The 12,894-nt window shown below is 36.5% G+C and carries 14 protein-coding genes and 1 tRNA gene; 12 read left to right on the forward strand and 3 right to left on the reverse strand.

Features of this window, described 5'->3' with window-relative positions:
* Window positions 1–13: 13 nt before the first annotated feature.
* The 11 genes from RHO11_07395 to RHO11_07445 all read left to right on the forward strand — a co-directional run bounded on the left by RHO11_07395 (window position 14) and on the right by RHO11_07445 (window position 10,827).
* On the forward strand, window positions 14–283 hold the full coding sequence (locus RHO11_07395; protein WVD60333.1) for an oxidative damage protection protein: 270 nt from the start codon (window positions 14–16) through the stop codon (window positions 281–283).
* A gap of 25 nt (window positions 284–308) precedes the next feature.
* Window positions 309–1,388 carry a membrane-bound lytic murein transglycosylase MltC gene (gene mltC, locus RHO11_07400; protein ID WVD60334.1) on the forward strand — a complete coding sequence of 360 codons (1,080 nt, stop codon included), beginning with the start codon at window positions 309–311 and terminating at the stop codon, window positions 1,386–1,388.
* A gap of 33 nt (window positions 1,389–1,421) precedes the next feature.
* On the forward strand, window positions 1,422–2,522 hold the full coding sequence (gene trmA / locus RHO11_07405; GenBank protein ID WVD60335.1) for a tRNA (uridine(54)-C5)-methyltransferase TrmA: 1,101 nt from the start codon (window positions 1,422–1,424) through the stop codon (window positions 2,520–2,522).
* A 284-nt stretch (window positions 2,523–2,806) separates the two neighbouring features.
* Window positions 2,807–3,502: a heavy metal response regulator transcription factor gene (locus tag RHO11_07410; GenBank protein ID WVD60336.1), complete on the forward strand. Its 696-nt coding sequence runs from the start codon at window positions 2,807–2,809 to the stop codon at window positions 3,500–3,502.
* Between the two features lie 46 nt (window positions 3,503–3,548).
* Entirely contained in the window at window positions 3,549–4,916 is a 1,368-nt protein-coding gene (locus RHO11_07415) for a heavy metal sensor histidine kinase (GenBank protein ID WVD60337.1), read from the forward strand.
* A 142-nt stretch (window positions 4,917–5,058) separates the two neighbouring features.
* On the forward strand, window positions 5,059–7,692 hold the full coding sequence (locus RHO11_07420) for a transglycosylase domain-containing protein (GenBank protein ID WVD60338.1): 2,634 nt from the start codon (window positions 5,059–5,061) through the stop codon (window positions 7,690–7,692).
* Between the two features lie 39 nt (window positions 7,693–7,731).
* Window positions 7,732–8,301: a 16S rRNA (guanine(966)-N(2))-methyltransferase RsmD gene (gene rsmD / locus RHO11_07425; GenBank protein ID WVD60339.1), complete on the forward strand. Its 570-nt coding sequence runs from the start codon at window positions 7,732–7,734 to the stop codon at window positions 8,299–8,301.
* Window positions 8,301–8,564: a DUF1145 domain-containing protein gene (locus RHO11_07430; GenBank protein WVD60340.1), complete on the forward strand. Its 264-nt coding sequence runs from the start codon at window positions 8,301–8,303 to the stop codon at window positions 8,562–8,564. The genes rsmD and RHO11_07430 overlap by 1 nt, the downstream gene beginning before the upstream one ends.
* Before the next feature lie 63 nt (window positions 8,565–8,627).
* Window positions 8,628–8,703: transfer RNA gene (locus RHO11_07435), tRNA-Gly, on the forward strand.
* A gap of 289 nt (window positions 8,704–8,992) precedes the next feature.
* Window positions 8,993–10,267 carry a tyrosine-type recombinase/integrase gene (locus RHO11_07440; protein ID WVD60341.1) on the forward strand — a complete coding sequence of 425 codons (1,275 nt, stop codon included), beginning with the start codon at window positions 8,993–8,995 and terminating at the stop codon, window positions 10,265–10,267.
* 296 nt (window positions 10,268–10,563) lie between these two features.
* On the forward strand, window positions 10,564–10,827 hold the full coding sequence (locus RHO11_07445; GenBank protein WVD62864.1) for an AlpA family transcriptional regulator: 264 nt from the start codon (window positions 10,564–10,566) through the stop codon (window positions 10,825–10,827).
* Between the two features lie 204 nt (window positions 10,828–11,031).
* On the opposite strand, the gene RHO11_07450 is transcribed toward RHO11_07445, so the two are convergent.
* A complete protein-coding gene (locus RHO11_07450; protein WVD60342.1) occupies window positions 11,032–11,223 on the reverse strand; it encodes a hypothetical protein in 192 nt (63 codons plus the stop codon).
* 451 nt (window positions 11,224–11,674) lie between these two features.
* Between RHO11_07450 and RHO11_07455 the strand changes: the two genes are divergently transcribed.
* Complete coding sequence (locus tag RHO11_07455; protein WVD60343.1) at window positions 11,675–11,863, forward strand: hypothetical protein; 189 nt, start codon at window positions 11,675–11,677, stop codon at window positions 11,861–11,863.
* 293 nt (window positions 11,864–12,156) lie between these two features.
* Here the strand turns inward: RHO11_07455 and RHO11_07460 are convergent, their stop codons facing one another.
* Window positions 12,157–12,549 (reverse strand): hypothetical protein, encoded by a 393-nt coding sequence (locus RHO11_07460; GenBank protein ID WVD60344.1) that lies wholly within the window; start codon window positions 12,547–12,549, stop codon window positions 12,157–12,159.
* Entirely contained in the window at window positions 12,530–12,862 is a 333-nt protein-coding gene (locus tag RHO11_07465; protein ID WVD60345.1) for a hypothetical protein, read from the reverse strand. Before RHO11_07465 ends, RHO11_07460 begins: the two co-directional genes overlap by 20 nt.
* Window positions 12,863–12,894: the final 32 nt, after the last annotated feature.

A 12,894-nucleotide genomic window follows, 5' to 3' on the forward strand; every position in this document is an offset into this window, starting at 1 on the left:
AAAGGAACATTGTATGAGCAGAGTAATCTATTGTCACTTTCTAAAACAAGAAGCACCAGGTCTTGATTTTCAGCTTTATCCCGGCGAACTAGGAAAACAAATCTTTAACGAGATATCAAAAGAAGCTTGGAGCCAATGGATGAAAAAGCAAACAATGCTGATTAATGAAAATAAACTCAATATGATGAACGCCGAACATCGTAAACAAATTGAGCAAGAAATGGTCAAGTTTTTATTTGAAGGGCAAGATATCAACATCGCTGGTTATAAACCTAAAGAGTAATTTTTAATAATAGGCCGCTAAGTTAATGAAAATAACAATCACTGGTATCAAACTCTTTTTTGTGCTGGCTTTTACTATAATATTGGTTGCCTGCTCAAATAGTTCAAAAAATAACTCTCAAGAAAGGCCATCTTATGTTAAAGATACCAATGCCTTGAATATTTTAATGAGCCAATATGCCAATAATATTGAACAAATTTGGGGGATCCATGAAGTCTTAATTCCCGGCCCTAAAGATTATGTACAATATAGCGATAATTTGCAGACAAGAGTTCATATTAACTTTGTATCCGGTAAATTAACTATCGAGACGCTATCAAATGATCCTATCAATCAACTAAAATCAAAGATCGTTGCCACATTATTAATGCCTGAACCTGAGGATATTATCAAATCTTCACAATCTACTTATGATCCCAAAAAAGAGCCTTTTTTATATAAACAGATCGTTGATGAAAATGGAGAACCCATTCGCTGGGAATGGCGAGCGATCCATTTTGCACAATACTTAATTGATAATCAGTTAAAAACCCGATTATCCGGTAATAGACAAATTAGCTATGTAAGCATTAATCTCGTAGCTGACCATGTCAACGAACGTGCACATAAATTTCTCCCACTCGTTCGTAATGCTGCTTCGCAATACTATGTTGATGAAAAATTAATTTTAGCAATAATGGAAGTCGAATCTAACTTCAACCCATTTGCTGTCAGCCGCAGTGATGCATTAGGTTTAATGCAAGTTCAACAACATACCGCCGGCCGAGATCTTTATAATCGTTGGGGTAAGAGTGGCGAACCAGGCCGATCTTATCTGCTCGATCCAAAAAATAATATTAATATGGGTACAGCCTATTTAGCATTGCTCCGCGATACTTATCTCGCTGGAATCAACAATCCAATATCAATGCGTTATGCCATTATCACCTCTTATAATGGCGGTGCTGGCAGCGTATTAACGACTTTTTCTAAAGACCGCAAAAAAGCAGTCGATGTTATTAATTCAATGACACCAGAACAAGTCTATAATAAATTAGTAAATTCACATGTTTCTCAAGAATCGCGAAACTATTTAATTAAAGTGAATAAAATATTAACTAAATAAATAGATTAACAATTAGCTAAAAAATTAAATGATATGATGACATCATTACCTGAAAACGACTATTTTCACATACTTGATAATAAATTTATGCAAGTCAAAGCTCTATTTAGTGAGTTCGACTTGCCGGAAGTGACACTTTATCCATCACCATCCAACCATTATCGCATGCGTGCAGAATTTCGAATTTGGCATAATAAAGTTGAAATCTATCATGTTATGTACGATCCAATAACACAGAAACGAGTGAGAATTGATAGCTTTCCGGTTGCATCCAAACTGATTAATCAGGCAATGACAGCCATTATTCCATTGTTAAAATTTAATGATATTTTACGGGACAACTTATTCCAGATTGATTATTTATCTACACTAAGTGATCAGCTACTCATTTCCTTAATCTACCATCGAAAATTAAATCAAGATTGGCTAATTGAAGCGAAACAACTTAAGCTAGCACTTATCGAGCAAGGGATTAATGTACACATTATCGGTAGAGCATCTGGGCAAAAAATTTGCTTAGACCAAGATTACATTGATGAAAATTTACATGTGCTCGGTAAAAATTACATCTATCGCCAAGTTGAAAATAGTTTTACCCAACCGAATGCCATTATTAATATTGAAATGCTCTCTTGGGCCATTAGCGCAACGAAAGGCATGTCAGGTGATCTACTTGAACTTTATTGTGGTAATGGTAATTTTTCTATCGCGCTCGCACAAAACTTTAATCAAGTCCTTGCGACTGAAGTTGCAAAAGCATCAGTAAAAGCAGCGCAATACAATATTGAAGCAAACAATATCAATAATCTTAAAATTGCGCGTTTATCAGCAGAAGAGTTTACCGAAGCGATAAATAAAGTCAGGACGTTTAAACGTTTAGATGGCATTGATTTAGCTGATTATCAATTTAATACTGTCCTAGTTGATCCGCCTCGTAGTGGCCTAGATAGCGAAACTTTAGCTATGGTTGCAAATTATAAAACGATTATTTATATTTCATGTAATCCAGTGACATTAAAAGATAATTTATCTGAGTTATCAAAAACTCATAAAATTAAGCATGCAGCTGTTTTTGACCAATTTCCTTATACCTCACATCTTGAAGTCGGGATGATTTTATCGAAAATCGACTAAATAAATGACATAGTTTAAGTTACCAGAGATAAAATTGATAAAAAAAAACCTAACGAATTAGGGCTGCATTAAATTGCAAGGAATGGATGAAAGGAAATAAAACAATGAAACAACTACATTGGGTTTCATTAATGTTAAAGATAGCAATCTCTCACAAACTATAAGATGACAAAAATATGACAAAGATGTCATTATTATTTAGTTAACAAATTTTCATTTATTCTTTAATATAATCGACCATTGTCTGAACGTTTTAATGCGCTAAATAAGGATTGGTAGCTAAAATGAAATTATTAGTCGTTGAAGATGAAGTCAAAACTGGTGAATACCTACGTCAAGGTCTTATTGAATCAGGCTTTATTGTTGATTTAGCCAATAATGGCTTGGATGGTTATCATCGTGCAATGACTGAAGATTATGATCTAATTATTCTAGATGTTATGTTACCCGATATTAGTGGTTGGAAAATAGTGCAATCATTACGCAGTAGCGATAAGACAACTCAAATAATTTTGCTCACAGCAAGAGGTAGCGTTGAAGATAAAGTAAAAGGCTTTGATCTTGGTGCTGATGCTTATTTAGTAAAACCTTTTTCATTTGCTGAATTACTGGCTCGAATCCGTTCATTATTACGACGCAATGTTCCACAAGTTAATCTAAATATATTAACTGCGGCCGACCTAACAATGGATCTGCCAAAAAGGATGGTAACACGAAGCGGTAAGCGTATTGATTTAACCAATAAAGAGTTTTTATTGTTAGAATATTTTTTACGTTATCAAGGAGAAGTATTGACTCGTTCATTAATCGCATCACAAGTATGGGATATGAATTTTGATAGTGATACTAATGTCATTGATGTTGCTATACGTAGACTACGTAACAAAATTGATGCCAATTTTGAACCTAAACTAATCCACACGATTCGTGGTATGGGCTATAAACTCGATGTCGTCACTGAAGAAGAAATGTTTCTCTAAAATTCGTTTTTTTTACATACTAAAAGTTCCTATAATTACATGTCTTTTGGCATGTTTATTACTTTATGGCTTAAGCTATATTATTAAAAAGTCATTTGAAAAATATTCAATATCACAAAATATTATAGAACTAAATTCCGTCATTGATTCAATTGAAAGAGAGCTATCCTATTACGATCCTGAGCAAGAACGTAATGAACTGATCCAAAATATTTTACTTATTCTTGCGAGCCACCATCAGCTTTTTGTTAATATTATTGGTAATGATAATAATATTTTATATAAAACTCGTGGACTTAATTTATATCTGGCCTCTCAAAAACTGGATAATAATGATGTAAAAACTGACCGTCATTCAGGTGTAGTAAATTATGATAATTCATCTTATCTTATAGTCTCTTCACGTATATATGCGGCCAATAACGAACCATTTACTATCACGGTTGCAATTAAACAAGATATGCAACTAGAATTTATTGAAAGGTTACATAATGGTTTATTAATATTATTGGCGTTAGCCTGCTTTCTGATATTGATTGGAACCTCTGTTACTATTTACTTTACCCAAAAACCAATTAATCAACTAATTAAAAAAATCAGTTTAATCGATTCAAAAAGCCTAAAAGTTAAGATCCCACGAGAATTAGTACCAATAAAATATGCTAGTCTAGTAGATGCCTTTAATGAAATGATATCGAGAATGGATGCTGTTTTTCAAAGACAACAAGATTTTACGGCAGATATCGCTCATGAAATGCGCACCCCTATTACCAATTTAACAACACAAACTCAAATTGCACTAAATAATGCAAGAACCGCTGAAGAGTATAAAGAAGTATTATACTCAAACCTTGAAGAATTTGAAAAATTATCTCAAATCATTACTGACATGCTATTTTTAGCTCAAGCCGATAATAAGCTGCTTATCCCTAAACTAGGTAAAATTGATTTAACTGAAATGTTTAATAGAATGTTTGATTATTATGAATATGTTAGTGAAGATAAGCGGATAAAATTAATACTAAAAGGTACGTGCCCTGATATTCTTGGCGATAAATTAATGATTAGTCGAGCAGTCAGTAATTTACTCTCAAATGCAATTCGTCATACACCCGTTGGTGAAACAATTACGGTAACACTCAGTCGATTAAATCCTAATTCAATTAAAATCATCGTAGCAAATCCAGGCCAACCCATTGAAGCAAAACATTTGCCTCTGCTATTTGATCGTTTTTATCGTACCGATGAATCCCGTCAACGTAATGGTGAAGGAGCTGGCATTGGCCTCGCTATTGTTAAATCGATCATTGAGGCTCATCAAGGCGAAATTACTGCTGAATCAGATGATAATTCAACGCGATTTATCATGATCTTTCCACTACCATTAAGTAAAGTAAAAAATCCACATAATTAGATAAAAATTAGGTTATTCATAGTTTAACTTGTTGTATAATGCCGAACAGTTTATGTGCTAAATTACCTATTCGCTTTTTAAACGGTTATCAAAAGATGTTGTATTATGCAATAGGTGGTAACAATTCTATTAGGAATGAAGAGTGAAGTTTTTGAAGGTTATTAAGTTTATCTTAAAATTTATTGTGGGTTGTATTTTGTCAGGAATGGTTGTTGCTATTGTTGGCTATTTTTACTATTCACAAGATCTTCCCGATGTCGTGCAATTAAAAGATGTACGACTGCAAACGCCAATGCAAGTATTAAGTAGCGACGGTGAACTCATCGCCACATTCGGTGAAAGACGTAGAATGCCGCTAAAATACGATGATATGCCTCCAGTTCTTCTCAATGCTGTAATCGCAACAGAGGACTCTCGTTTTTATGATCACTATGGTGTCGATCCCGTCGGGATTTTGCGCGCGGTTTATATCGGTTTAAAAAATCATAGCTTTTCTCAAGGTGGTAGCACCATCACGCAACAAGTCGCTAAAAACTTTTTCCTAACCCCTGAAAAAAGTATAGGTCGAAAAATACGCGAAATGATTCTTGCGATTCGTATGGAGAAAGAGTTATCCAAAGAAGAAATTATTGCGTTGTATCTCAATATGATTAATTTCGGTTCTAGAGCCTATGGCGTTGGCTCTGCGGCCTATACATTTTTTGGTAAAGATGCAAAAGACTTAACCCTAAGTGAGGCAGCTCTGCTTGCAGGCTTACCAAATGCACCTTCGGCTTATAATCCGATATATCACCCAGAAAAAGCGCTACAAAGACGTAACTGGGTATTACATCGTATGCTAGACCAAAACTTTATTAATCAACAAGAATATGAAGCAGCAATCGCAGATCCTTTAGATGTTTCATATAATGTTCCACAAATTGCATTTTCAGCGCCTTATGTTGCTGAAATGGCTCGACAGTTTATGTACGATAAATTTGGTGAGAATGCTTATACTGATGGGTACAAAGTTTATACGACAATCACTAAAGCTGACCAAATGGCTGCAACGAATGCAATCACCAATAACGTAATAAACTACGATATTCGTCATGGCTATCGAGGCCCAGAAAGAACACTATGGAAAGCAAATGAAACGGCATGGGATAAAGAAAAAATCATGTCAGCATTAGGCAATTACATGTGTTATAACGAGCTTTGCCCAGCTGTTGTTGTAGACTCAAATGATACCAAAGCAACGGCTATTACCTCAGATGGTGAGCAGATCACCATTCCATATGAAGGAGTTAAATGGGCTAGAGCCTATATTAACGATAGTCAACAAGGACCTTTACCGACAACAGTATCGTCAGTTGTGAAAGAAGGTCAACAAATTTGGGTTAGAAAAAATAATAACCAATGGCAACTTGCGCAAATTCCAAGCATTAATGCAGCATTAGTTTCTATTAATGCAGATAATGGTCAGATCAAAGCATTGATTGGTGGATTTAATTATAATATTAGTAAGTTTAACCGTGCTACTCAAGCGATTAGACAAATTGGTTCTACAATTAAACCATTTATTTATACGGCAGCCTTGGACAAAGGGCTAACAATGTCGACTATGCTTAATGATGCCCCAATTATGCGTAGTAACGCAGGAAGCGAAGTATGGAGACCTAAAAATTCACCAGCTGTTTATCAAGGTCCATTGCGTTTACGCGTTGGTCTTAGCCTATCTAAAAACGTTATGATGGTCAGAGCATTACGTGCGATTGGTGTTAACTATGCAGCTGATTATCTTGAGCGATTTGGTTTCCCGAAAGATAATATTTCACGTCATGAATCTCTTGCATTGGGTTCTGCATCATTTACACCATTACAAGTGACGAGAGCTTATGCGACTATCGTTAACGGTGGATATCTAATTACACCATATTTGATCGAACGTATTGATTATAGTGAAGGTGGAACTATCTACCAACATACTCCAGAAATTGCTTGTCATGATTGTCTTGTTGATCTCTCTTATGAGAAAAAAGACAATACGCAAGCGGCTAATTTGGCGAATGTTGAAAATGCGATTCAATCCACAGGATCTGATGAGCCAGAACAGTCCAAATTGAAAGCTGAAGATAATATGTTATTACCAAGCTCTGATATTAAATTTGAAAATTTAATTAACCCTGATGGGACGCTAGCTCATCCTGTTGATGAAAGTAAAAATAATCAATCTAATTATGCTCCTCATGTTATTAGTAGTGAAGTTGCATTTATAATGAAAGATGCGATGAAATCAACCGTTTGGGGAGAACCGAATGGTAATTGGACGGCAACAGCATGGCGTTCAAAAGCATTAGGTCGTAAAGATATTGGTGGTAAAACAGGTACAACTAACGCATCAAAAGATGTTTGGTTTGCTGGATTTGGCGCCAATATTGTTACTGTTGTTTGGCTTGGTTTTGATGATCACCGACGTGAACTGGGGAAAGCAAGACGAGATACTTTAAGTGATAACTCTTATATATCTGCCGAGGGTGGCGCAGTAACGGCTAACCCAGTCTGGAATGATTATATGAAAGTTGCTTTAAAAGATATTCCAGAACAACAGGACATTAAACCTGCGTCAGTTATTCCTGTTCTTATAGATAGAAAGACAGGATTACTAGCACCTCAACCAGGCCCAGACTCAATCATGGAATACTTCATAGAAGGAACTGAACCAACGAAATATCCAACGACTGAAGTCGGAACAAAAGTAACGGATGCTGACGGTAATACATCAGAACTGTTTTAAACAGTTCTTTTAGAAAATAGTAACTGTAGATATATATTAATGAATGGATTTATTAGAATTATTGGTGGTAAGTGGCGAGGGCGAAAACTTCCTGTTTTAGAGCATGATGGTCTGCGCCCTACAACCGATAGAGTAAAAGAGACGCTATTTAATTGGTTAATGCCAATTATTCATGATGCAAGTTGCATAGACTGTTTCTCGGGCAGTGGTTCATTGGCTTTTGAAGCACTTTCTCGAGGTGCAAAGCAAGCTGTTTTAATTGAAAAAAATAAGATGGCAGCGACACAACTAAGTAAAAATGGCCAGATTCTTCAAGCTTCTAATATTGCTATTTTCAATACTGATCTATTTAGTTGGTTAGAGAAAGGTAATAGTAATACCCCATCTTTTGATATCGCATTTATAGATCCGCCATTTCATCAACAATTAGTACAAAAATCTATTATGTGTCTGGAAAATAATAATTGGCTTAATGATGGAGCCTATATTTATGTAGAAGCTGAAAAAAATAGCCTACAGCATAGTCAAATACCTCAAAATTGGTATCTTCATCGAGAAAAAGTTACCGGGCAGGTTCATTCATATCTATTTATAAGAGAGACAATATAGTGTTTATTCTACTTGGCAAAATCCTCTATCTATTTATCTGGTTATTCCTTGTATTTAACCTTATTGTTCCCTATCCGAAACCAGCAAATATTGTCGCATACATCGCATTAGCCGCATTTGTGATTATTCACGGCCTACAGGCTTGGTTATTAAGTTCAACATTATCTAGTCAAGAAAAGCAACAAGACCGTTTTAAAACATTACGAATGTTTATTTTTGGTGTATTTGAAGTATTAAGCTGGAAAAAGAACAATAAATTATAAAAAAGTATTTGCCTATAAAAATATTTTTTGTATAATGCTCAACGTTTTACAGCACTTCACAATGCGGGAATAGCTCAGTTGGTAGAGCGCAACCTTGCCAAGGTTGAGGTCGCGAGTTCGAACCTCGTTTCCCGCTCCAAATATTAATCTACAGACGTCCATTGACGTCTGAAAGTTCCAGATAATCAAGGCGTTACGTCTCTCATCTTTCCAAGCAAAGCCATTGAAATGTACTCAAATGTACGACGCTTAAGTACATCTTTAAGTACATCGTTTTTCAATTTAAGTACTTCGGTACTCATTATCTAATTTAGTCTGATTTTACTGCGTTTTGTGGTAGGTCGACCTCTTGATGTTTTCTATTTTTTTTATTTTCTTTTTTCATTTTTTGTTTTTTGGTTTTTATCTTTTATCAAGAGGATATGAGTATGAGTCGTTTAACGGATTTAGGGATTCGCCGTGCTAAGGCGAAGTCGTCGGTGTATTCGCTGTGTGATGGTCGTGGTTTGAGTTTGCGGATTGAACCGTCTGGGGCTAAATTGTGGCATTTTCGGTTTTATTGGCAAGGTAAGCAGCAGCGTATTTCGTTTGGGTCTTTTCCTGAGGTGGATTTGTGTCTGGCTCGGGAGCGCCGTGAGTCGGCCCGTGAGTTGTTGGCACGGGGCATTGATCCGCGGTTGGTGGAGGCTGTTGGTGAGGCTTCTGGTTCTTCGGTAGTTTGTATCACCTTTGGTGAGTTTGCTGAGCGGTGGAAAGCTCTGAAGCTATTAAAGCTAGGTACAGAATTGAAACAACGCCAAAGTACGCGGGTGCAGATTGAGCGGTATTTGCGCAAGGATTTGTTGCCGCATTTGGGGCATTTGCCTCTGGATAGGATTTCGCAACGGGAGGTGTTGGGGGTTTTGCGTCAGATTGAGGCGCGTGGTGCGTTGTCGATTGCGGAGAAGTGTCGGGGGTGGTTGAATGAGTTGTTTCGACATGCGATGGCGGAGGGGCTGATTGGTGTTAATCCAGTGAATGATGTGGATGTGGTGTTGTTGCCTTGTCGCCCTCCTCGTCATAATCCGTTTTTGCGGATGGGTGATTTGCCTGAGTTGTTGGGGCTTTTATCGGGTTATCAGGGGGACCGGCGGATTGTGTTGGGGATTCGGCTGTTGTTGTTGACGGCGGTTCGTCCCGGTGAGCTGCGTTATGCGGAGCCTTGTCATTTTGATTTGGATAAGGGACTCTGGAATATTCCTGCTGAACAGGTGAAGCAGTTGCAACGTTTGGCGTTGTCGTTGCCGAAAGGGTCGGTACCGCCGTTTGTGGTGCCTTTACCTAAGCAAGCAATAAGGATCATCAAGGAGTTATTGAGTTTACGCTATCAAGGACAACGGTATTTGTTACCTCATCGTAGTGAACCTCTGCTTTGTATTAGTGAGAATACGTTGAATCAGTGTTTACGGCGTATTGGGTATAAGGATAGGCTGACAACGCATGGGATTCGAGCCACGATTTCGACAGCTTTGAATGAGCTTGGTTATCCGAAAGAATGGATTGAGGCGCAGTTGTCGCATTCGGATAAGGATCAGGTACGTGCTGCTTATAATCATGCGCTGTATGTGGAGCAACGACGTGAGATGATGCAGGCATGGGCGGATAAGTTGGATGGTTGGCAGCAGGAAGGAGTTAGTCTATCTGAGCATCGGCAAGCAATATAGTATTTTTTATTTATATCTTTTGGTATTTTTATTATGTTTTGTAACCTTTGAGGATTATCGCAAGCGTTAAACCGGCTTTTTAAGCCGGTTTTTTTATGGCTGAAAAGCGGATTTTTAGATTCGTCTATCTTCCGTATTGAGGTGGATTTGGCAATTTTAACGACTATTGGTAACACTCTGTTTTTAATAATAAATTAAAATAAACATGACGTATTTTGTATTTTTTGTTATGTGGGTTTTGTTTTTGCGGTTGAATGATTTCGCTGTTATTTTTTTTAATCTTTATGAGGTTTTTTATGAAAAATGATGTTAACACGAAATCAGTTGCCGTCAATGAACTTGGTACTAACATTTCTAAGTCATTCTCTTCTAGTCAACCACGGTGTATTTTACGATTGCCGGAGGTAATTAGGCGAACGGGTTTTAAGCGTTCTTATGTGTATCAGTTGATGCGTGAGGGGAAGTTTCCACAAGCTTTGCGTATTGGGGTGCGTTCGGTGGGTTGGGATTCGTATGCGGTTGAGCAATGGATTGAGGAGCGGTTAAATCAACGTGAATAGGATGGAGGTGTCTATAGTCTTAAAGGATTAAGGGAGTTAACTGTTTAATGGAGTAAGGGTTGTTTAAGTAAAGGGTTCCATTTCTGACGAAATGGCGTTTATCTGGAAAAGGTGTAAAGTAAAAGAAAAAAGGATTAAAAGCAAAAGGCTTGTAACCATGACGCTTGTTTGCCAAGCGTCATGGTTAATTTCAATGGAACGCTGTTAGTTTATCAGGTCGTTGTCGTCTAGAGCGCCGAGTATTTTGGCAAGGTTTATTTGTTTGTCGAAGACGGCGTATAGGAGTGTTTCACGAAATCCCGCCTCGTCGGTGTTAATAGCTGCCCTTGTCATGGCTATGCATTGCATGATGAGTTCATCGGGCGCTTGGGTGATGTAGTCGGCTAGGTTTTTCATGGTTGCACCGCCTTAGCGGTAGGATTAGATCTGAAATGATATTTGCGAAATAATAAAGTTCCTGTATGCTGATGAGTAGCCATCGCATTACCTCCCGTAATGTTGTGGTTAGAAGCCTCGTTGTGTTGGTAGCACAGCGGGGTTTCGTTAAGAACAAACTAAATCATCTGTTCTATCGTTAGTAACTGCCACTTAGTTATATCAAATTAATGGGGTATTTTATAATCGTTTATTTAGATCAATTGTGCATTATTGATCGGTGGATAGGTGTTTGTCTTGTCTAGAGCCATTATCAACTGAGTGGGTTGTTTGGTAAGATAGGAATTAATAATGATATATTGCCATCCCATGACAATGTTTCTATAGATAGAGCAACGAATAAAATTGATTTATATTGAGTAATATTGCACTGTTTTTTTAGTTTTATGTGAGCACACTAGGGAGAATTGACTTGAAAATAGAAGATAAGCTACTGAATAACTGTTCATCCGTTTTAATGGATATTGATAATAGTGTCAATGAGCCAATCAATATTCTAGAACGCCTAGTTATATCTGCAAAGCAAAGATCTCAAGGACTCTCTCGTTCAGTGGATGAGGTGTTTGATGAGATTCTTTCTAATAAAAACGACGGTGAATAAATTTAGTCATTTGTATATATTATGTCGAAATTGACAACCCTTTTAAGTTTGGAATAGTTGTATAAAATGGCTCATATATCAAAAGAATACTCTTATTCTGTCTGTATAAATATAACATTAACTTGTGATTCACAAAAATTAATACCTAATTATAAGCGAAAAAATATTGCAATCACAAAGGATTAAAATATTAATTACTTTACTTTTCCTAGCAGTTCAATACTATTTTGAAGGTTTTAAGTATATTCTATTTATACCCTCTTTGGCTTGAGGCTAGAACATTATAATTGAGCCTACTTAATTGACGAACTTATGATTTTAAGTATCATTATTTTATCAAAAGTACACCCTGATGGGGGCGAGCCATATCCATAAAGACGAATTTTTATATCCCCCTGATAAATTGGTATCCCTGATATTTCTACGCCACTATATAAAGTAGAGTTTTTATCAATGGTCTTTTTTATATTAATACCTGAGTTTTCAGGAGTGATTTCCCAATTTATGCTATTTTCACTAGCCATAGCACCTCCAGATATTTCAATTTTCTGATAATACGGCTTGTTGAAAATAGCATCTGGTAACTCGTTTATACTGAATTTTGACTCACAGGATAGAACCTGAAAACATCCAGAAATAAATAAAAATGCACATAGCAATATAAATTTATAGTATTTTTTTAACAACGAAGCCTCCAAATATATACTCTAATACACCGGCTAGAGTTAGTCCTGATCTAATATAATTTGTTTTAACTGTACCCCACGAAAATGCTTCTAGTTTAACTATTTCTGTTAAAGGTGTAGCCTCATCAGTTATTTGACTGCCATTTAATAAAGTTATTTTACTGTTCCATACTACCCAATGATCTTTTGAAGCACTTAACAATTTTCCATTAGCATCCTTTGCACCAAAAATGCCAACGCCGATTAATACGATAACATTAACCCGTGATTCACAAAAAATTAATACTTGATTATAAGCGAAAAAATATCGCAATCACAAAGGCGTAAAATATTAGTTAAAGCCGT

This window comes from Orbaceae bacterium BiB, from assembly GCA_036251205.1.
Lineage (GTDB): Bacteria > Pseudomonadota > Gammaproteobacteria > Enterobacterales > Orbaceae > Orbus > Orbus mooreae.